14 protein-coding genes are annotated in these 20,931 nt (G+C 54.2%); 9 read left to right on the top strand and 5 right to left on the bottom strand.

Annotated elements, in window-relative coordinates; all coding sequences use genetic code 11:
• The 4 genes from ACGHP5_RS02620 to ACGHP5_RS02605 all read left to right on the top strand — a co-directional run bounded on the left by ACGHP5_RS02620 (position 1) and on the right by ACGHP5_RS02605 (position 5,212).
• On the top strand, positions 1 to 1,938 hold the full coding sequence (locus ACGHP5_RS02620; RefSeq protein WP_290532123.1) for a RagB/SusD family nutrient uptake outer membrane protein: 1,938 nt from the start codon (positions 1 to 3) through the stop codon (positions 1,936 to 1,938).
• Entirely contained in the window at positions 1,938 to 3,272 is a 1,335-nt protein-coding gene (locus ACGHP5_RS02615; RefSeq protein WP_337756454.1) for a DUF5126 domain-containing protein, read from the top strand. Before ACGHP5_RS02620 ends, ACGHP5_RS02615 begins: the two co-directional genes overlap by 1 nt.
• A gap of 13 nt (positions 3,273 to 3,285) precedes the next feature.
• Positions 3,286 to 4,377: a DUF4998 domain-containing protein gene (locus tag ACGHP5_RS02610; protein WP_390567957.1), complete on the top strand. Its 1,092-nt coding sequence runs from the start codon at positions 3,286 to 3,288 to the stop codon at positions 4,375 to 4,377.
• A gap of 61 nt (positions 4,378 to 4,438) precedes the next feature.
• Positions 4,439 to 5,212 (top strand): DUF5040 domain-containing protein, encoded by a 774-nt coding sequence (locus tag ACGHP5_RS02605; RefSeq protein WP_390567956.1) that lies wholly within the window; start codon positions 4,439 to 4,441, stop codon positions 5,210 to 5,212.
• A 60-nt stretch (positions 5,213 to 5,272) separates the two neighbouring features.
• Here the strand turns inward: ACGHP5_RS02605 and ACGHP5_RS02600 are convergent, their stop codons facing one another.
• Positions 5,273 to 7,813, bottom strand: coding sequence for a GH116 family glycosyl hydrolase (locus ACGHP5_RS02600; protein ID WP_390567955.1), 2,541 nt, complete (start codon positions 7,811 to 7,813; stop codon positions 5,273 to 5,275).
• A 290-nt stretch (positions 7,814 to 8,103) separates the two neighbouring features.
• On the opposite strand from ACGHP5_RS02600, the gene ACGHP5_RS02595 reads away from it, so the two are divergent.
• Complete coding sequence (locus ACGHP5_RS02595) at positions 8,104 to 12,120, top strand: two-component regulator propeller domain-containing protein (RefSeq protein WP_337771964.1); 4,017 nt, start codon at positions 8,104 to 8,106, stop codon at positions 12,118 to 12,120.
• A 109-nt stretch (positions 12,121 to 12,229) separates the two neighbouring features.
• Here the strand turns inward: ACGHP5_RS02595 and ACGHP5_RS02590 are convergent, their stop codons facing one another.
• On the bottom strand, positions 12,230 to 13,303 hold the full coding sequence (locus ACGHP5_RS02590) for a mannose-1-phosphate guanylyltransferase (protein WP_390567954.1): 1,074 nt from the start codon (positions 13,301 to 13,303) through the stop codon (positions 12,230 to 12,232).
• An 88-nt stretch (positions 13,304 to 13,391) separates the two neighbouring features.
• Between ACGHP5_RS02590 and pssA the strand changes: the two genes are divergently transcribed.
• From pssA to ACGHP5_RS02570, 4 genes are all read left to right on the top strand, one after another.
• Positions 13,392 to 14,111 (top strand): CDP-diacylglycerol--serine O-phosphatidyltransferase, encoded by a 720-nt coding sequence (gene pssA, locus ACGHP5_RS02585; protein ID WP_337756461.1) that lies wholly within the window; start codon positions 13,392 to 13,394, stop codon positions 14,109 to 14,111.
• A gap of 57 nt (positions 14,112 to 14,168) precedes the next feature.
• A complete protein-coding gene (locus tag ACGHP5_RS02580; RefSeq protein WP_290532116.1) occupies positions 14,169 to 16,313 on the top strand; it encodes a putative porin in 2,145 nt (714 codons plus the stop codon).
• 44 nt (positions 16,314 to 16,357) lie between these two features.
• Positions 16,358 to 17,050 (top strand): transglycosylase SLT domain-containing protein, encoded by a 693-nt coding sequence (locus ACGHP5_RS02575; RefSeq protein WP_290532115.1) that lies wholly within the window; start codon positions 16,358 to 16,360, stop codon positions 17,048 to 17,050.
• A gap of 90 nt (positions 17,051 to 17,140) precedes the next feature.
• Positions 17,141 to 17,770, top strand: coding sequence for an RNA polymerase sigma-70 factor (locus ACGHP5_RS02570; protein WP_295902564.1), 630 nt, complete (start codon positions 17,141 to 17,143; stop codon positions 17,768 to 17,770).
• 60 nt (positions 17,771 to 17,830) lie between these two features.
• Here the strand turns inward: ACGHP5_RS02570 and ACGHP5_RS02565 are convergent, their stop codons facing one another.
• From ACGHP5_RS02565 to ACGHP5_RS02555, 3 genes are read right to left on the bottom strand one after another with little or no spacing between them, the layout of a single operon-like run.
• Positions 17,831 to 19,000, bottom strand: coding sequence for a metallophosphoesterase (locus ACGHP5_RS02565; protein ID WP_390567953.1), 1,170 nt, complete (start codon positions 18,998 to 19,000; stop codon positions 17,831 to 17,833).
• Positions 19,001 to 19,012: 12 nt separating this feature from the next.
• Positions 19,013 to 19,894 (bottom strand): endonuclease/exonuclease/phosphatase family protein, encoded by an 882-nt coding sequence (locus ACGHP5_RS02560; protein ID WP_290532112.1) that lies wholly within the window; start codon positions 19,892 to 19,894, stop codon positions 19,013 to 19,015.
• Positions 19,895 to 19,928: 34 nt separating this feature from the next.
• Positions 19,929 to 20,921 carry a BT_3987 domain-containing protein gene (locus tag ACGHP5_RS02555; protein WP_390567952.1) on the bottom strand — a complete coding sequence of 331 codons (993 nt, stop codon included), beginning with the start codon at positions 20,919 to 20,921 and terminating at the stop codon, positions 19,929 to 19,931.
• Positions 20,922 to 20,931 lie beyond the last annotated feature (10 nt).

Raw genomic sequence — 20,931 nt, 5'->3', positions numbered from 1 at the left:
ATGAAACATTATAGATACTTTATATCGCTTCTGGGTGCTATCACCTTGATGACGGCCTGTGATTTTCTGGATGTCGTGCCGGACGACGCTCCGACGATCGAAGACGCCTTCAAGAACAGGGCGGCGGCCGAAAAGGCGCTTTTTACCTGTTATTCGTTCCTGCCGGACCCGACGAATCCATACGATTATCCGGCCTATTTTACCAGCCACGACGAGTTTGAGATCGGCAGCATGCACTGGATTGTCGGAACTGCTGCGTATGCCATAGCGAACGGGCAGCAAAATGCCAACAGTCCCAAGCAGAACTATTGGCCGACAATGTATCGGGCGATCCGTTACTGCAACATTTTTCTGGAAGGAATAGGCACGCCCCAGGATATTCCGGAATATGAGCGGAAACGATGGATTGCCGAGGTGAAGTTCCTGAAGGCTTACTATCATTATTGGCTGGTGTCTTTGTACGGCCCGGTCGCCATCGTCGACAAAAATCTGGATATTTCGACCCCTGCTGAAGAGACGATGGTGTATCGGGAGCCCGTGGACGAATGTATCGATTACATCGTGAACCTGCTTGAGGAGGCCGCACCCGATTTGCCGACGACCCCGCCCAACCCTATTCAGGATGACGGACGCATTACGCAGAGCATCGCGCTGGGAATCCGGGCCAAAGCCCTCGTACTCGCGGCCAGCCCGTTGTTCAACGGAAATTCGGACTATGCGAATTGGACCGATAACCGGGGAAAGCATCTGGTCTCTCCGACGTTCAGCCGGGAAAAGTGGGAACGGGCTGCGGATGCGTTGAAAGAAGCGATCGACACGTGCCATTTTGCCGGACACGCGCTTTATGAATTCGATAAAAGCAAATTTACCGGGTCGATGGCCATGGACGACGAGCAGGCTAAATCCATGACAGTCCGCAAGGCCGTGACCGAACGATGGAATCCGGGACAGGTCTGGGTGTCTACGGCAAGTTTCGGCCAGGGGAAAGGTTCGGGACTCGGGGCTTTCCCGTCGTATGGGAATATGCAGCGGACGTTGATGGCCAAGGTTTTCAGCGAGGATACGCGTTCCGAGATCGGTCAGATGTCCGCTTCGGCGAATATGGCGGAACTGTTCTATACGAGCAACGGAGTCCCCATTGATGAAGACAAGTCGTGGCCCTATGCCGACCGCTATAATTTCGACATTGTGAAGGCCGGCACGTTCAGCGGACATTTTGTCGGGGTCAATGAAATCACGGCGAAATTGAATATGGAACGGGAGCCGAGATTTTACGGAAGTCTCGGTTTCGACCGGGGCTATTATGAACTGACGACCACGACTTCGAATGCGGGGGCCAGTTTCAATATGCTCAAAATGAGATACGGGGAACCTGGAAATGGCTCTGTTACGGGGTATATGGTCAAGAAACTCGTCGCATTCGAGACGAGTGCCAGCCAGGGCCAGTCCACGGGACCCGTGTACAGCGGTTATAATTATCGGATGCCGTTGCTACGGTTGGCGGATTTGTATCTGCTTTACAGCGAGGCGCTCAACGAAGTGAAGGACGAACCGGATGACGAGGTTTACAAGTGGATCGACAGAGTGCGGGCCGTAAACGGTCTGGAAGGGGTCGTAAATGCCTGGAACCAGTATTCCAATTATCCCGATCGGCCCAAGTACAAGGCGGATATGCGGGAGATCATCCGGCGGGAGCGGCTTATCGAACTGGCTTTCGAAGGCCAGCGCTTTTGGGACATGCGCCGGTGGAAAACAGCGCAGCAGCATTGGTCCCAGGCAACCTATGGGTGGGATAACCTTGGAAGCAAGGCCGAAGCCTATTATGTCCGGAAAGAGGTGTATACGGGCCGTTCGGTATCGTTTAAGGAGTATCTGTGGCCAGTAAGCCTCAATGATTTGCTTGTGAACAGAAATCTGGAACAGACGTTCGGGTGGTAATGAAAAAAAGAATCGATATGAAACGGATATATGCAGCGATAGTGTTTTTAATGTGTTCGGCGTCTCTGACGGCGATGTCCGGATGCAGCGGAGATGAAGGCCCGGCAGGTCCGGAGCCTCCCGTGATCGAAGATTATGTCATAACGCCGATTAACGGAGGCGGGATTGCTACGTATTCGATCCCGGATTCCGAAGAGGTCATGTATGTCATGGCCGAGTATGAACGGAATGGTAAGAAATGCGTCGAACGATCGTCGGTTTACAGCAATACCATTCGTATGGAAGGATTTGCTACGACCGATCCGGTAACGGTTACCTTCTACACCGTTGCCCGGAACGGTGTCAAATCGGAGCCCGTCGTCCGGACGTTCGAACCCCTGACTGCTCCGCTTTACCTCGTCCGGCAGACGCTTTCGATCGTGACCGATTTCGGCGGTGTGTCGGTTTTCTGGAAGAACCGCTTCAACACGGAGGTCGGAGTCGCATTCCTCGTTAAGGATGAGACGGGCGAATTCCGGGATAACGAATACCGTTTCTCCCGGCTCGAAGAGGTGAAGGAGACGTTCCGGGGATTCGAGGCCGAAGAGGCTACGTTCGGTGCGTGTCTGATCGATAACTGGGGGAACACGTCCGATACCCTGGAACTGACTACGACGCCTTATTATGAGACGATGTCGAAAAAGCCGTTTTCCCGCGTCAGGTTGCCGGGTGATGTCGTAAGCGATACCTGGGCGTTTTCCAATGTGTGCAACGGAACCTGGCACACGTCCATCAGTACCAGTGGGGACGCCTGGCTGTCCGGCAGCAAATTCGGAAACGGACACATGTTTACCATCGATCTGGGCGAGCATATGAAAATGAGCCGTGTTGTGCTGTATCCCCGTTTGCGGACCGCATCGGAACCGTTCGGAAGCATCAACGTGCGTAATTTCGAAGTGTGGGGAACCTCCGCGCTGAAAACGGAGATGCTCTCCGGGCATGATTATTATTGGCAGGATATTCCGGAATTCGACGAACCGGAAGAGGGCGGCGATCCGGTCGCGAAAGAGCATTGGAAGAACGACTGGCAATGCCTCGGTGAATTCGAGATCGTGAAGCCGGATGTGCCGGAAGGAGCCAACCAGCAGGAGATATTTCTGGCGGCCTGCGGAGCGGGCTTCTCCTTCGATTTCCCCATTGATGCCGAACCGATTCATTATATACGGTTTGTCGTACGCCGTACGTGGAGCGGGGCCGGCTCACAACCCGATATATATCCTCCGCGGGCTTTGAACGATTATTTCATGTTGTCCGAGCTCAGCATGTACGGTGATAATACGGTTCCCCAGAAATAAAAGACTTTAGACTATGAAAATCATATTTGGAATTTTGTTGGCAGGGACAGCGGCTTCGTTGGCGGTGACTGCCTGCGGAGATATGGACAGCATCCATGAGCAATATTCCGGCCGGCCGGAAAAAATCTATATCGGCCGGGTCGATTCGCTGAAAGCTCATGGCGGCCTTAATCGGACGATGCTGAGCTGGTATATGAATTCGGACCCCAAGATTGACAGCACCGTCATCTATTGGAATTTCAGGCAGGATTCGCTTGTAAAACCTTTTGTAAGGACGACTCCCGGAATGCAGAAAGATTCTGTATTCATAGAGGGCCTCGGGGAGGGGAATTTCAATTTCGAGGTGTATAACCGCAATGTCGAGGGCCTGTATTCCATGACCCAGACCGTTTCGGGCCATGTATATGGCGATGCCTATATGAACGGTCTGCGGCAGCGCGCCATTTCGTCGGTTGCGGTCACGCCGAATGCGGAGACGCAGAGTAATTCGATCGAGATAGTCTGGGGAGATGCGGATATGCTGAATGTCTGCTCGGAGATTGTTTATACGAAAAAATCGACGGGAAAACGGGAAACGATACATGTCACTTCGAAGAAGGACCCGACCAATCAGGCTTTGGTGACGAAGTTCGACGATGTGGGCAATGTGCTGGGGGACGAGAATTCTTCGTTCGAGGTGGTCTGTTATTATATTCCCGAAAAAGGTGCATGCGATACGATTCCCAAACGGTATGCGAAGCAGTTCCTGACCTATGTTTCCACGGGCTCGCGTGTCCAATATACGGGCGGTAAGGCCGGTAATCCGATTGCATGGTCCAATTACGGAAAGATTCTGCAACGTGCGAATGACAATACGTACGACTGCAATTTTATCGGCGGCTGGGGAACGAACGCCGTAAATTTATTCCGGCTCACGATAAATGAAGACAATACGGTCGATCTGGTGGGGTATTACGGCAATTATTCATGGACCCTGACCAATACGGACGGAACGGTGAGTACATATGATCCGGCAACGAAATCGTTCGACCTGAAGTATACGGTGATCACCAACGCTTCGGGCGATTATACCGAGGTGCAGGAAACGGTGAGGCCGTGCTATTGACATTGTGAAACCGGAATGCCCGGCAGGAATGGCTGCCGGGCGTTTTTTTATTTTGCGAGTTATGAAATTCTGTTATTTTATTGCGTCTATCGCTCTGTTGTTGTTTTACCCGGCCGCTGTCTGCGGGCAGGATGAAAATCCGGGATACACGTTCGTATTGACGGGTGCCTCTTTCGCGTCGCCTTCCAATACCTGGTTCGAAACCGGCTGCGGGCATATCGGGGCGACGCCGATCAACCGGGCCGTCGGCGGGCAGTCCGTTTTATCCACCGTGAAGATGATGCTCGACGGTACGTTGTATTCCCGTGAAGAACTCGAACGGATGGATGCGCTGGTGATCATGCAGGTCCATGACAGGGATGTGTACGTCAGCGAAGACCTCGGTAAAGGTAAATGCTGGGAGGAATGCGTTTCCTGTCTGGAAACGGGAAATTATGCGGAAGGGTTCGATTTTGTCATCAAACGGTATATGTCCGATTGTTACAATCTGCGGGACGACCCGGATTCGAAGTACTACCGGTCCCGATCGGGTAAGCCGGCTTTGATCGTCCTGTGTACGCACTGGCACGATGCGCGCACGGTTTATAATGAAAGCGTGCGGAAACTGGCTGCGAAGTGGGGGCTTCCCCTTGTGGAATTCGATGCCAACATCGGATTCTCGCGTCATATGCCGCATCCCGTCACGGGCGGGCAGATCAGTCTGATTTATGCCGACGATACGCAGGTGGTGAATGGAGTGCGGGTCGGGTGGCATCCGTTGCGGGGAAAGGATCAGTACATTCAGCGAAAGATGGCCGCGATATTTGCGGCCAGGATGTCGCAGTTGTTGCCGTGACGGATATTCGGGGCCGTTCATGCCGGAAAAGAGGAGGGCGCAGGCCTCCTCTTTTCTGTGTTATAAGCGAATGGTCCGGACTTTCACTTTTTTACCGCGCAGCATGCAATGCCGGATGTCGATATTGCCGTAGCAGGTCGTGACGACCGGTTTCCCGTTTTTCAGTTCCACGGTGCCGAAGCCTCCTGCCGTGGAGAGGAAAGAGGTGAAGTCGCCCTCTGTTGCAGGGTCAACATAAAGTGTTTTGTCGACGGCGTCGTAACGGATTCCCGTCCATGCCTGCAGCAGACTGTAACTCGACATGGCCCGTGCATACCAATGTCCGCATTCATACTCGTTGAACGGATTGCGGACTCGCCCGTCGTACCGGTTCCGGACCGTGCGTATGATTTCCAGCCCCTTCTCCGTTTCGCCCAGAAAGATCAGGTGCGCGGCAACCTGGTATTCGATTCCGGTCCATACTTCGTTGCTGTAAACGAACGGCCGGCTGGGCTGGCCTCCGTGCGGCCAGCTGCAGAGTACAAGCCCTCCGTCGTCGGCCCCCATGGCGAATGTCGGCCTTTGGGGATTCGCATGGTTTTTCATGCTGGGCAGGTAGTTGTACCGGTGTACGGAACGCAAATGCGAGGCTGTTTTCTGGGGGTCCATCGGATCGTCCAGCCCTGCGGTGCGGATCATCCAGCCGCCGATGACCCCGTCGGAGAGACAGCCTTTCCCGAACTGGTATTTAGGCCCTTCCTGCATAAGTACGGCTGTTTCCTCGGGCGAATAGCCGCGGTAATAACGTTCTTGTTTCGTGGGGTCCGGAGCCTGGAGGTCGGTCCAGCGAATCTCCTGAATGAAATATTCGCCGTTGAACAGTTTCCCGTTCATGTAGGCGAGGCATTTGTGCAGCAGCGACTCGTAGCGGGTCGGATCGTCCCGGAACGTTTTGCTTAATTCGACCATTGTGCGGAGAGCCGCCGCGTAAAAACTCATGCTCATGCCTTCCGGTCCCCAGAACTCGATGTCGTATGTATTGTGGTGCGGTTCTTCGATGATACCCTTTTCTTTCGGGTCCCATGTGCGGATGCAATAGTCGATACTCGATTTAATCAGCGGATAGAGCCGCTTTATCCATTCCGTATCCCCGCTGATACGCCAGTCCCGGTAGGCTTTGACGATGCCTCCCAACTGGCCGTCGCATGCGGCATGGAATCCGTGTTCGACGGGACGGATCGGAAGATTCGCCCGGAATGTCTGATGTCCCCGGCTGTCCTGGTCGACCATGAATTCCGTTTCGCGCAGAGTGCGCTCCATGTCGGGAAACAGGTGCGGCAGGGCCTGGGCGTAGTTCCAGACATGCGTACATGTGCCGTGGCAGCTTCCGCTCGAATCGTTATTGCCTTCCCAGCACCATAGCCGTCCGTCGTGTTGCCGCATTACGGTCGGGGATTTCAGGATGGACAGATTGGCGGCTACGGCCTCCGTCACTTCCGGAGGAAGTGTCGATGCATGGAAAGCATCCGCAAAAAGTTCCGATTTTTTTCGCAGATCGTCATAGTGCGTTCTCCAATATGCGATGACGTCATCGATGCTTTCGAACCGTGAGGCATACCAGGGTTTATAATAATACGGGATTTCCTCGTAGTCGGCCGGATCGTAACAGGGACCCCGGTCCCGGTCGTTGCGGGCGTCGCCTCCGATATGGTTGCCCGATGAGGGGACGTACCATGCCAGATGTACTTTTACGGTTTTGCTTTCTCCCCGTCCGAGCTTTAGCGGTACGGCCAGCGAAGCCGCTTTGGCATCGTTCGAGGGTGGATTCGAAGTCAGTTTCCCCTCGCTTATATCCCGCCATGCGAATGTCAGCGGGTCGAACCATACGCTCCGGAACCAGCAGTGGTTGACGACTGTCGCCGGGTCCCCGGTAAAAATGGCGAAATGGCCTTCGACCCATGGTTCCCTGCCGTCGGGGACAGCCTCCTGCGTGAGGATGAAGCCCGTAGCAGTCGGAAGTATCGAAGCTGCCGCCGACTTATGCTTTGCGGACATGAAATTATTGTTGACGCCGTAATAGAATACGGCCTCGACAGCCTCGTCGGACGTATTCGTGAACGTGTATTCCAAGGCTCCGACCGGCAGGCCGGAGTTGTCGGCGTCGGTCGGAATAAAGGGACTCCAGCCTGTTATCCGAATGTCTATGGGTATGTCTTTGTCCCGTAAGGCAATCTCGGCGAACGGAAACCGGGATGTGAATTGTCCATTGTCGAAGCGGGGCATGCCGAGAAGTGTCTGTCCGTTTCCGCGGCCGGAGTTGGGACGACCGAATTTCTTCCAGTCGGGACATTTGATTTCAAGGACTTTGGAGCCGTTTTTCACGCCTTTCAAATGGATGGCTGCGAACATGCCCGGCTCGTTGAAAAAGTCCATGTGGTGGCGTACGGACATGTGAGAGACCGCACCGGTCCCTTCCAGGCAGAACATGCCGGCTCCCATCCCTCCGATCGGGAATGCCACGCGGTCGAGGTATTTGCCGGAATACGGTCCGTTGTAGTTCCGTTGTCCGAAGGCGTGAAGTGATACTGTCAGACAGAGGATGCCGATGAGAACTTGTTTCATAATGGTTCGTTGTTGAAGTTCGGAGGGCCGGATAGCGGTTGTTACAAATATAAAGTCGTTCCGGGACGTCGCATGCTACAATCTGACCAAAGAGTGTTATGGATGTCGACAACGGCGGATTTTACCTTGAATTCGGGCTGTGATTGGACATTTGGGTTGTTTTTTGACAGAATCGGATTTTGAAATTAGGAAATTAAGCTATAATTTTAAATTAAATAATCTGCTTGCGATTTCTGCGAATCCCATATGTCTTGGAGTTGTCTCTAAAGTCTGTCATCTACTTTCTCGATATGAAATTCATCAATGTATTATTCGTCGTATTGCTTTATTGTACGCATTTGTCGGCGCAGGTTACACTCCCCAATAATTTGTACTTTACACATATTGGGGTAGAAGACGGATTGAGCCAGAATACGGTGTGTTGCATATTGCAGGATCATCTCGGTTTCATTTGGCTGGGAACGAAAGACGGACTGACGCGGTATGACGGCTACCGGTTCCGGGTATTCAAACACGATGCGGCTGACTCGATGTCGATCGGGAATAATTTCATCCGCGTATTGCACGAAGATTCCGATGGCCGGATTTGGATCGGGACCAATGTCGGAGTTTACATTTATAATCCGAAAACCGAAAATTTCCGCAAATTCGACGTGGCGACGGAGAGGGGCGATGTGATTTCCCGGGAAGTCAGTTCCATCAAATGCGATTCGGCGGGCGATTTGTGGATCGGGGTTAACTGGCAGGGCGTTTTCCGATATGATCGGAGGGATGAATCCCTCGAATTATATGAACCGGTTCCGGGTGACACGACTTCGCTCAGCTCGATCCATGTGTGGGACCTGTGTTTCGACGGAGACGGTAATCTGTGGGTGGGCAGCCAGAACGGAGGGCTGGACAGGTACGACCGGGAAACGGATCGGTTCATCCGCCACCGCCTGAAAGGACTTTCGGATGTCAGCCGGATTGTATTGGACAAGCAGAATCGACTGCTTATAGGTACGATGAAAGACGGTCTGTTTTCATTTAATCCTTATATGGGAACCTGTCGGCCGTTGCTTTTGGATCCCGGACGCGGGGATTTGTTCGTGAGGGCTATTTTTGTCCGTAACAGCCGGGAAATTGTGGTCGGGACTGAAAACGGCATATACATATATGATTGTGTGACCAGGAAAACACGGCACATAAATCAGGAATTGGGAAATCCCTATTCGTTGTCCTGTAAAGCCGTATATTCCATTTATTGCGATAAGGAGGGAGCCTTGTGGATCGGAACGTATTTCGGAGGCGTCAATTATCTTCCGCCCTCGTCGTCGTTGATTTTCGATAAGTTTTATCCCATCGGCGATTCCGATCAGTTGAGCGGGAAGGCCGTGCGGGAATTCGTTCAGGATGAAAACGGTATCATCTGGATCGGGACCGAAGATCAGGGACTGAACCGTTTTGATCCCGTATCCGGAAAATTCACTCAATACAACAGCCGTAACAGCGGTCTCTCCTGCGATAACGTACACGGATTATGTGTGGATGGCGACCGGCTCTATATCGGGACTTTCTTCGGAGGATTCAATATAATGGATCTGAAAACGAATGAGATTGTCGCATCGGGTTCGCAAAAACTTCCCGACGACAGTATTTTCTCGATATTCCGGGATCATGACGGTCGCATTTGGGTCGGGCTGACTTACGGGCTATGCCTGTTTAATCCCGGAGACAGAACGTTCGACCTCGTAAAGGAGATTCCTGAAAATTTGTTTATATACGATATTTACCAGGGAGACGACGGGATCATCTATTTTGCCGCATATAATCGGGGAGTCATTACCTATAATCCCTATACGGGGAAGTGGGGACAGGTGGAATGCGGGGATGAAGGTCTTCTCAAACATGTTATCAGTATCAATGAGGATAGCGCTTCTCATATCTGGTTCGGTACGGAAGGGCGGGGTATGGTGCGCTATACGCCTTCTTCGGGCGCTTTGAAGGCGTATACGACCCGGGACGGACTTCCGAACGATGTCGTGTACAAAGTGATCGAGGATAGAAATAGAAATTTATGGATCAGCACGAACAAAGGTCTGGTTTGTTATGAACCCTTATCGGGGAACCTGAAAGTTTATACCTCTGGTAACGGTCTGACCAGCAATCAATTCAATTATAAATCGGGATTCAGGGATTTGAACGGTAAACTCTATTTCGGTACGATCAACGGTTTTGTGAGTTTTTCTCCGGAGCAGTTCATAACGAGCAGCAATCTCGCTCCTGTCGTAATGACCGATTTGAAACTGAACGACCGGTCCTCCGAAATCTGCGGCCCGCGATCCCCGCTGAATGTTTCCATGCCGTATACGGATAAAATCAAACTCCGATATGACCAGTCTTCGTTCACCATAGATTTTGCCATGCTCAGCTACGATGCCTCCAGCCGGAATCAATACCGGTATATCATGCGCAACTATATTGACAACTGGATTGAAATAAAGCAGCCGAGTGTGACATTCTCCAATGTGCCTCCCGGGAAATATGTTTTTGAGGTCCGGGGAGCCAATGGAACCGGAATGTGGAACGATCAGCCGGCCCGGCTTGAAATCGAGATTTGTCCGCCATATTATGCCTCTACGATGGCTTATGTCGTGTACGTGTTGTCCATAGCCGTGATTATCTGGTTGTATGTTAGCTGGTATGTGCGTAAAACAAAACAAAGGAGCGATTTCGAGATCAAGGAGTTGAAGCGGAAACAGGAACAGCAGGAATATAGGGCGAAGATCGCGTTTTTCACGAATATAACACATGAAATAAGGACTCCGTTGTCATTGATCCGGGGACCTTACGAACAAATCATCCGTCCGGGGATCAAGCCTTCGGATTATAAGGAGAATCTCAAAATCATGGGGGCCAATATCGACCGGCTGCTGAACCTGTCGAATCAACTGCTCGATTTTCAGAAAATCGACAGTATGGGGTTCGCGCTCAATCGGTCGGATGTGAATTTGAATGATCTGCTGGAAAAGTGTATGCTGCAGTTTTCCCAGAAAATGCAGCAGAAGAGAATCCGGTCCGTCGTCTCGGTTCCCGATGATCCGGTCGTGCTTTATGCGGATGAAGAGGCTTTGACCAAGATTGTGTGCAATCTGCTGGACAATGCCGTGAAACATGCGCAGAATAAGGTCGGGCTTTGCCTTGAGGTCGCTTCGGAACGGGACCGGGTCGTCATTTCCATAGAAAACGACGGCGATGCTATTCCCGGAATCTACTTCGGGAAAATATTTGAACCGTTTTTCCAGATAAAAGGGGACGCTAAAGGCGGAACCGGACTAGGCTTGTCGTTGGTAAAACATTTGGTAGAGCAGCATGGGGGTAACATTTCGGTCTTTTCGGATGCGTCGTCATCCCGTTTCGTCGTGGACCTTCCCTGGCAGAGGAGAGTGTGTCTCGCCACGGTCGAAACGAATATCTCGCAATGCGGGGAGGGAACGAATCCTGTTCCGGAGATGCCGGCTCCGCTGCGGCCCAAAACCGACGGACAATTATATCATGTGCTGGTTATCGACGACGATAAGGGGATGTTGGATTTCCTGCGACGGCTGTTGTCGAAATCGTATAAGGTTTCCGTTGCTGACAATGCCGATGAAGCTTTCGGAATACTGGACAATGAGGATGTGAATCTTATCATAACCGATGTGATGATGCCTCAAATGGACGGGTTTGAGTTGTGTAAGTTTCTGAAAGCCCGAAAGAATTATTCGCACATTCCGATTGTCATGTTGTCGGCCAAATCGGACACGGCATCCAAAATATCCGGGTTGGATGCCGGCGCAGACGCATACATTGAGAAGCCTTTTTCAAGCGATTACCTAATGGCGCAGATTGCTACGATATTGGAAAATCGGTCGCAGTTCAGGGAATCCCCGCTTATCGGGACTTGTTTTTCCGTGGATCCGAACCGCCTGAACAAAGCGGATCAGCTGTTCCTGAATCGGTTGACGGACGTTATAAACAGCAATATATCCGAACAGGATCTTACGGTTAACCACATTGCGCGATATATGGCGATGAGCCGTTCCAATCTGCATCGGAGAATCAAGGGCTTGCTGCATATGCCTCCTAACGACTTTATCCGATTGATAAAGCTGCAAAAGGCGGCCGAATTGTTGTTGGACGGTGAATACCGGATCAATGAAATTTGTTATATGACCGGATTTAATTCGGCATCGTATTTTGCCAAATGCTTCCAAAAACAGTTCGGGGTCTTACCCAAATATTTCGTAAGCCATGTGAAGGAGCGGTCGGGGAGCGGTGAAAAATGAATCAGGTCCGGACCGGCGCTGCCGTTGATCCGGATTTCTCGATACAAAAAAGCAAACCACATGGAATGGTTTGCTTTTTAACATGGCTACCCCGTTTTTGGACGAGGAATCAGATATGTTTGTCGCCGTTGTGGAACTTGACCTCGTCGATGAATTTCTTGATGTTCTGCTCCTCGGAACGGGGGCAGATCATCAGCACGTCGTCCGTGTCGACGACGATGTACTCCTTCAGCCCGCTGATCACGGCGATCTTCTCCTTCGGGAGCGAAACGATTGAACTGCGGGTCTCGTAGAGGTAGCATCCCTCTTCGGGTACGGCGTTGGCATAGCGGTCCTTGCGCGAATGCTGGTAGACCGAACCCCACGTCCCGACGTCGCTCCAGCCGAACTCGCCGCAGCGGACGTAGACGTTGTCTGCCTTCTCCATGATGCCGTAGTCGATCGAGATGGCGCGGCATTCCGAAAAGGCGATCTCCACGACGTTGCGTTCGGCGTCGGTCCCGATGGCGCGCATCACGCCGCTGAAAAGCGCGTGGTGCTCGGGGAGGTATTTCTCGAAGGCCTCGACGATCGAGTGCACCTTCCACACGAAGATGCCCGAATTCCAGAAAAACTCTCCGGATTGCAGGAACACCCGTGCCAGTTCGATGTCGGGCTTCTCGGTGAAGCACTTGACCTTGCTGATGGGCTTGTCGTCCGAGACCTGGATGTAGCCGTAGCCCGTGTCGGGACGCGTGGGTTTGATGCCCACGGTCATCAGCGCGTCGTGCTCCGAAGCGAAGGCCAGGCACTCGGCGATGATCGTCCGGAAATCGTCTTCGTTGAGGATCAGGTGGTCCGCCGGGGTGACGATCATCTCGGCATCGGGATTGCGTTTCAGCAGCGTGTAGGCCGCATAGGCCACGCAGGGGGCCGTGTTGCGGCCCACGGGTTCGCAGAGCACCTGTCTCTCGCCGATTTCCGGAATGTGTTCGAGAACCAGATTCTTGTATTTGTCGTTGGTCACCACGAGAAAATTCTCCGCAGGAACCATTTTTGCAAAGCGTTCGTAGGTGTGGCGGATGAAGGATTTACCCGTCCCCAGGATGTCGAGGAACTGCTTGGGCATCGACTGCCGGCTCTTGGGCCAGAAGCGCGATCCGATGCCGCCCGCCATGATGACACAATATTTATTGCTTCCCATGAGTTATTATATGGAGTTAACTTCGACAAAGATAAAAATATTTTAGTAACTTTGCCGCCTATTGGAAAATTAAATTTTCGCCCCGGCAATGAAAATCAGACTCTTCACGATACCCAATCTGCTGACCCTCTCGAACCTGCTCTGCGGCACGGTAGCGGTGGTTTCGGCGCTGGTTTGGGGCGACCTGAAACTGGCCTTCGGCCTGATGGTTCTGGCCGCCGTGTTCGATTTTTTCGACGGCTTCGTAGCGCGCCTGCTCAATCAGAGTTCGCCCATCGGGCTGCAACTCGATTCGCTGGCCGACGATATTTCATTCGGACTGGCCCCCGCGGCGATCATGTATTCGCTCTATCAGTGGTTTCCGGGCGTCTGGCTGCCTGCGGGGTATCCGGGGCTGATCGTTTTCGTCTTTACGGCCTGTGCCGCGTTGCGGCTGGCGAAGTTCAACATCGACGACACGCAGCGTACGGAGTTCTGCGGTTTGCCCAGCCCGGCGGCGGCGATGCTCTGCGGTTCGCTGGGGCTGTTGTTCGAGACCGATGGGCTGGAACTTCCGCGTGAGGCGATTCCGGCCATTGCCGTGGTCGTGGGACTGCTGATGATTTCGAACGTGAGGATGTTCGCCCTCAAGTTCCACGGCTTCGGCTGGAAAGGAAACGAACTGCGTTACGGATTTATTGCCGCAGCCGTTGTGGCAGCCGTTCTCCTGCGCACTTACGCCGTGCCGGCGATCATCGTGCTGTATATCCTCGTTTCGCTCGTACGGGGGCTTGCCTGCCGGGCAAAAGGCTGTGGGAAAGCCGAATAGTTGTGTATTTAAATTTTTTTAATTATATTTGCCGCGGATTTCCGCTCTTTGGCTGACATGTCGAGATTTTCGAACCGCATATTGCTGACGCTCCTGCTCGGTCTGTTTTTTGCAGCGCCTTCCGCGGTGCGTTCCCAGGGATTCGATGCGAAAACCCTTCAGCGCGCCCAGCGCAACGGCCAGACGGGTAACCTCTACGGCAGCAATCCCTACGAGCAGACCGAAGGCGAGGAGGGCGAGAACCAGCAGCCGCAGGACACCACCAAGAAGGAACGGAAAATCCGCAAGCCGCTCGAGTCCTATTTTTTCAGTGACTCGATCCGCGCGCTGAACAACTTTAAATGGCACGTGAGCCGCGATTTCAACCGCGTCGAGATCGGGCCTTTGGACACCACGCTGACCGATTACCGGATCGACTATCCGTTCTACCGGGAGGACGTGGGCGACATCGCCCAGGGAGCTTTGGGCCAGACGTCGCTGCCGCTGAACTATTTCCGGCGTCCGCAGTTCTTTGACTTCAGTTTTGCGAGTCCTTACTACGCCTACACCTACAACATGGAGAACGTGCCCTTCTACAACACGAAGAGGCCGATGATCCGGATGAACTACGCGGAGTCGGGGCAGAAGCGTTTCCGCGAGGAGAATTTCGGTATCATGCATGCGCAGAACATCTCCCCGACGACGGGATTCAACATCGACTACAAGGCGCGGGGCACGCGCGGCCAGTACGTCTGGTCGCGGACCAAGAACCACAACCTTTCGGTGGCTATCAGCCACACGGGCAAGCGGTATTCGGTCCATGCGGGGTACTACAACAACCACATCGAGCAGCAGGAGAACGGCGGCGTGGTCGGCGAGTGGGCCATTGCGGACACGACGTTCGAAATGCCTTCGGGCGTGCCGATGCGCCTGGCCGACGCCGAGGCCAAGAACCTCTACCGCAACAACGCCTTCTTCGTCACGCAGTCCTACGGCATTCCGTTGCAGCGGCTTACGGAGAGCGATTTCTCGATGGCGAATCTTTCGGCGGTGTACATCGGCCATTCGTTCGAGTACAGTTCGTGGAGTAAGGTCTACACCGACAAGAACGAGCCTTACATCAACGAACGCGCCCACCGCGACGAGAACGGCGGTTTCGTGGCCGACACGCTCAGTTACTACCAGGACTGGTTCATCAACCCTGCGGAGACGCGCGACTCGATCTACGAGCGGAACATTTCGAACCGCTTTTTCGTGCAGGCGCAGCCCTGGGACCGGAACGGGATCGTGGGAACGCTCGACGCCGGCATCGGCATCGACATGCACACCTACTCGCAATTCGAACTGAAAGATTACCTGACGGGGAAGTACACGAAGGTCAACAAGACGAGTTACTTCTTCTACGGTTCCGTCAGCGGAAAGATAAAAAAATATGTCGACTGGGACGGAAACCTTCGTTTCTACCCGTCGGGATACAGAGGCGGAGACCTTTCGATCGGCGCGCACCTCGCGCTGAAAGGCTATCTCCGCGGACACCCCCTGATTCTCGAAGGCCGGTTCTCGATGGACCGCCGTTCGCCGAACTACTGGCAGGAGAATCTATTCTCTAACCATTATATATGGAACACTCCTTTAAGCAAGGAGAATGAAACTCGGTTCGAGGTCAAGTTTTCGGTTCCCGATTTCGCGTTCGAAGCGGGGGCATGGCAGGGAGTCGTCTCCGACAAGATTTACTATGCGTCGGACAGCAACGTCGCCCAGCACAGCGGGAACGTCAGCCTCACGAGTGTGTATGCTCGCAAAGATTTCCGCTTAGGCGGACTTCATTTGGACAACAGGGTATTGTTGCAGTGGAGTACGGATCAAGATGTTGTACCCGTTCCGCTTTTGAGCGCCTTCCTTTCGTATTACTACGAATTCTGGGTCGTGCGCGATGTGCTGCGCCTGCAGATCGGTCTGGACGGACGCTATAATACCAGGTATTATGCGCCCAGTTACAATCCGGCACTGTCGGTGTATTACAACCAACGGGAGGTCGAGACGGGGAATTACCCCTACATGGACGCTTTCGTCATGGGAAAGTGGAAGAGAATGCGGATATTCCTGAAATATCAGCATGTGAACAAGGGACTGTTCGGTAACGGAGAATATTTCTCGGCGGCTCGCTATCCGCTCAATCCGGGCATGTTCAAAATCGGTATCTCGTGGGGATTCTATGATTGACGTGCTGTTCTGCGCGGTGTAAGCTGCCCGCAAAACAACCTTTTATGTTAAAAAAGACCGTATTAACGTTTGCGTTCTTAACCATTCTTACGACATTTTACGGCTTCAACGCCCAGTTCAGCGCTCCCGCGACGGATGACGCACTGAACGAACTGGCCGGGATGCACCACTCGCTGCTCCCCGAGGGCAGTTACGTCATTTCGGCCTACGACAATCTGATTCGCAACATCAGCGAAGAGGAGGGCCACGACTGGCGCCTGATGAGCGCCATCGCTTACCACGAATCGCGTTTCACGCCCGACATCACCTCGCGCAGCGGGGCCCGCGGCCTGATGCAGATCATGCCCTCGGTGGCACGCCAGTTCGACGTCCCCGCGGCCGAGATCACCGATCCCGAGACCAATATCTGGCTGGCCAACAAGCTGATGTCGAAGATCATGTCGTCGCTCCGTTTTCCGGAGGGGACCCCTGAAAAGGACCGCATGAGCATCATCCTGGCCTCGTATAACAGCGGTATCGGCCATGTGAACGACGCCCGCCGTCTGGCCCGCCTGAACGGAGAAAACCCCAACTCGTGGGAGGTCGTGGCCCGGTACCTTACGCTGAAGGCCGAGCCGGAATTCTACGAGAACGAAGTGGTCAGATGCGGACGATTCACCGGCAGCCGGCAGACGCTGGCTTACGTGAACGACGTGATAGGACGCTACGACAGATACTGCCGCATTGCCGGGAGGTAACGGCGGCAGGATAAATGAAAGGCGGGACCCTTTTCGGGGTCCTGCCTTTTTTGTGTTCCTATCCCGCGGAACGGTTTCGAAATCCGAACTTTGAAAGATACAGACAGCCTGAATTTTGCAGTTTCCCGAATTATCACTATCTTTGATATGATGGCTTGGATTATTCCGGCTTATTTTGAGAAAACAGTGGAGAATCTTTCGGCGCATTTTCAGCAGTTATTCCTCGATCACTATGAATCCTTGTGTGCACGGGCTTTTCAGATGGTCCATGACCGTAAGGCGTCGGAAGACATCGTACAGGATGTTTTTCTTGCATTGTGGGAACGGCGTGCGGAGGTGGACTTCGACAGGCCGTTGCAGCCGCTGCTGTCCGTTGCCGTGAAGAACCGCGCCATCGATTTGCTGCGCTCCCGGAAATGGCGGGGCGGGGAGCCGGGCGAAGACGGGCTGGATACCTGTATTCGCACGCTTGTCGCCGACCATATCGAAGAGGAGTTTCAGTTGTCGCAGTTGAGCGATGAGATCGATTTCTGCATTTCCGGCCTTTCCGAGCAATGCCGCCGGGTCTTCCTGCTGAGCCGCATGACGGGGCTGAAAAACCGGGAGATCGCCGAACGGCTCAACATCAGTGTCAAGACCGTCGAGAAGCATATCGGCTCGGCATTGGCAAAACTCCGATTACGGCTCGGCCGCAGCGGCTTCCTGCGACTTTTCCTTTGAAAAATGGAAAAAGGGCTGCATCCTGCGAGATGCTGCCCTTTTTTCGTTCGCCTGCTCCGGTTAGCGGAGCGGAAATTCGTGCGTATGCGTGACGTGTCTGCCGGGGCCGATGATCCGGACCGCAATTCGGTCGGCCGTTATGTCACACTGCACGTAGCTCTGGTTGTCGTTGACCACGATGGGGAAACGGGTGTCGTTGTCCGCCGGGTGGAAACCGTACCGGTGCGTGTGGCCTGAAAACATGACGTCGATGCCGGCCTCGTTGAGGATCGGCAGGAACAGTTCCCGCAGGTGTTTGCTGCCGTGCCATGTGCCGGCGTCGAGCGGGATATGCAGGAAGACGACGCGTGCCGAAGCATTGCGGAAAGCCTCGGACGCCACCGCCTCGCGGAGCCATTCGCACTCTTCGCGCCGATAAGCGTCGTAGTCGGCGAGTCCTCCGTATTCGATGTCCGAGTCGGGTTTGTCTTCGCCGCAGTCGAGCGACAGGAAGCAAACCGATCCGACCTTGCGGAGCTGGTAGTAGCGACCGTCGCGCGTCGGAAAGTAGTCGAGCAGGCGGTCGGCGAATACGCCGCGTGTCTCGTGGTTGCCGCGGTTGTAGAAGATCGGGGTCTCCGAAGCGTAAAGACCTACCGAAGCGTCGATGAAATCCCTGAATAACTGTTCCTCGCTTTCGGTGCTGTTGGACATGTCTCCGTTGAGCATCACGAAGTCGTGTTTGCGGAAGTCGACCTCCCGGCACAGTTCAGACATCTCGTCGGCGCGTCCGTGAATGTCGTTCAGGATGAGGAACGAACAGTCGGTTCCGGCGGCCGGGAATGTCCGGAACCGGAGCGGAGCCTGCCTGTAAACGTCGCTGGCGACGGTTTTGCCGTAGAGGACATTGTCCCCGTGTTTCCATTCGACGACTTGCTGCGAAAAAATGCGGTAGCAGTATTGTGTTCCGGGACGCAGGTTTTTCAGCCTCACGCTGTGGAGCGTTTTGTGCGCCTGTTTGCGGCCTGCGACCGTCTCGTAATGACGGACATGTTCGGCGGCATAGAAACTGCGTCCGTCGTCTTCGGCCACTTCGACCCACGACAGTGCGGGTTTGTCGGTGGTCCACAGGACGGTTACGCCGTCGGTGGTCATGTCGCACAGCCATGGGCCGTGCGTAATCCTGAAATCCTGGGCCGGCAGCGTCAGTGACGCCGCCAGCCCGAGGAGTGTGAATAGCAATTTTTTCATCCTTCGGACAGTTTACTCCTGTGTTTCGACAAGGTCTTCCTCGGTCTGGAACCGGATGTCGGCCACCACGGGACGGTGGTCCGAAGCGTCGACTCCGTCGACCTGCTGGTCGGCGCGCGAAACTACGGTACAGTTCTGCACGCCGAAGTGTTCGATCGGGGCATACAGGATGTAGTCGATCTTGCGTGTGGGGCTGTCCGAAGGGAAGGTATACTGGTCTATCGTTCCGACGTTGGTGAGAAACGCCGTCATCGTGGCGATGACGTTCGAACTGGGAATCGCATTGAGGTCGCCCGACAAGATGAGGTCCCCGCCCAGATCCGTGTCGCGGATGCGGCGGATTTCATTGGCCTGCACCATGCGGCTCGCATCGCCCGAAAGATGGTCGAGGTGCGTTGAGGCGACATAGAGATCCTTGCCGTCGATCTCGACGCGGATGACGCACAGCGAGCGGTCCTCGCCGGGTTGTGAGGCCGCGCAGGGAAGCCGGTAGCTGCGTGTTTCGAGAATCGGGTGCTTCGACAGTACGGCGTCGCCGTATTCGCCTCCGTCGCGGTCGATGGCCTTCGAGAAGTGCCACTCCATGCCGAGTTTGGCGGCGAGGTCGCGGGCCTGGTGTACGTCCTTTCCCGTGCGGTTGGTGAAGGCGTCCACTTCGTTGAGGGTCACGAAGTCGGGGTTTTGCCGGCGGATCACCTCGGCCAGCGCGTCCAGGTCGGCTGCATTGGCAGGGCTTGTGGCGCGTGCGCCGTAGATGTTGTAGGTCATTACGCGGAGAATCCGGCCTTTGGGCGGAATGACGGCTTTGTCGCCGTGGCGGTCGTTGTAATTGTCGTCGTTGGTGCATGAAACGGCAATCAGGAGGAGCGTCCACAGGCATATCGTTTTTTTCATGGTCTCTCGTTTGAAGTTAATATTGTTTGTCGGATCAGAAGGCCCATACTTCGGCGATGCAGGTCTGGTAGAGATCGGCCTGCGTGGCGGTGACGAAGATACGGAAATAGCGCCCCGTTGCCTTGTGGTCGAGGTATACCGTGTTCTCGATCCGGTTTTCGACGGTAAAGGTCCCTGCATGGGTCCAGTTTTGGTTGTCGTCGCTCACGTCGATGTTGAAGATACGCGGGTTGCCGCTGCTCTTGGGAACGTCGGAGCCTTCTTTGTCGGACCGTCCGCGGATCGTGAGTCCGTGCAGTTCCTTGGGTGCGCCCATGTCGACGGCGACCCAATGCGGCGGACCGGGTTTGGCGCTGCGCCATTGCGTGCCCCAATAGGTGTTGTTCTCGCCGTCGATGATCGAAACGGCCCGCCCGCGGTTGGGATAGGCGGTCGTCGCCTCGGCCTCTTCGGTCGAGAAGCCCGCGATCGACCAGCTGCTCTTGTCATATGCAGGGAACGGGTTTTCGGTGTAGTAGCCGTTGATGCGCAGGTAGGCGGTCTGCAACGATTCGTTGATCGCCAGGCCGGGCGTCACGCTTTCGATGCTGACGGGCAGCAGGAAGACGCCCACGCCGTCGAAAGCCCGGCTGTTGATGGCGATCCGTACGGGCGAGGAGATGTATTTCCCGTTGGGAATCACCGTTTCGAAGTTTTCGACCGTATAGCTTCCGTCGAGCATCATCGGATAGCTGCTCTGGTTCTTTTCGTTGTAGGCCGCGACCAGTTCGGGCGCGACCCGGAATTTGACCGTCACGTCGCAGCCCGGATTGCGGATGCCGCTCAGGTTGGCATAGACCATGAACGACGTGTCGCGTTCGAGCGGGAAGACAAGGGTGTTCTTGGAAGTGTCATCAGCGGCGTTGACCGTGTAGATACGCGTATAGTTCTCGGGGTTGTCCACGTTCAGGTCATCCTGAACCGGGTTTTCGCAGGCGGCGAAAAGCGCTCCGCAGCAGAGGAGAGTCAGGTATTCGGTAAGTTTCATGATTGTTATT

Origin of the sequence: Alistipes sp. i18-0019-D1, from assembly GCF_042852885.1 — a bacterium.
GTDB lineage: Bacteria > Bacteroidota > Bacteroidia > Bacteroidales > Rikenellaceae > Alistipes.
Note: the sequence above shows the minus strand (reverse complement) of the source record. Positions and strands in the feature narration are given on the sequence as shown.

What these genes read in the sequence shown, in the direction of transcription:
- ACGHP5_RS02600 (WP_390567955.1), bottom strand. Translation starts at nt 7,813, where the DNA reads ATGAAACAAGTTCTCATCGGCATCCTCTGTCTGACAGTATCACTTCAC.
- ACGHP5_RS02580 (WP_290532116.1), top strand. Translation starts at nt 14,169, where the DNA reads ATGTCGAGATTTTCGAACCGCATATTGCTGACGCTCCTGCTCGGTCTG.
- ACGHP5_RS02595 (WP_337771964.1), top strand. Translation starts at nt 8,104, where the DNA reads ATGAAATTCATCAATGTATTATTCGTCGTATTGCTTTATTGTACGCAT.
- ACGHP5_RS02590 (WP_390567954.1), bottom strand. Translation starts at nt 13,303, where the DNA reads ATGGGAAGCAATAAATATTGTGTCATCATGGCGGGCGGCATCGGATCG.
- ACGHP5_RS02620 (WP_290532123.1), top strand. Translation starts at nt 1, where the DNA reads ATGAAACATTATAGATACTTTATATCGCTTCTGGGTGCTATCACCTTG.
- ACGHP5_RS02605 (WP_390567956.1), top strand. Translation starts at nt 4,439, where the DNA reads ATGAAATTCTGTTATTTTATTGCGTCTATCGCTCTGTTGTTGTTTTAC.
- ACGHP5_RS02565 (WP_390567953.1), bottom strand. Translation starts at nt 19,000, where the DNA reads ATGAAAAAATTGCTATTCACACTCCTCGGGCTGGCGGCGTCACTGACG.
- ACGHP5_RS02615 (WP_337756454.1), top strand. Translation starts at nt 1,938, where the DNA reads ATGAAAAAAAGAATCGATATGAAACGGATATATGCAGCGATAGTGTTT.
- ACGHP5_RS02610 (WP_390567957.1), top strand. Translation starts at nt 3,286, where the DNA reads ATGAAAATCATATTTGGAATTTTGTTGGCAGGGACAGCGGCTTCGTTG.
- ACGHP5_RS02555 (WP_390567952.1), bottom strand. Translation starts at nt 20,921, where the DNA reads ATGAAACTTACCGAATACCTGACTCTCCTCTGCTGCGGAGCGCTTTTC.
- ACGHP5_RS02560 (WP_290532112.1), bottom strand. Translation starts at nt 19,894, where the DNA reads ATGAAAAAAACGATATGCCTGTGGACGCTCCTCCTGATTGCCGTTTCA.
- ACGHP5_RS02575 (WP_290532115.1), top strand. Translation starts at nt 16,358, where the DNA reads ATGTTAAAAAAGACCGTATTAACGTTTGCGTTCTTAACCATTCTTACG.
- pssA (WP_337756461.1), top strand. Translation starts at nt 13,392, where the DNA reads ATGAAAATCAGACTCTTCACGATACCCAATCTGCTGACCCTCTCGAAC.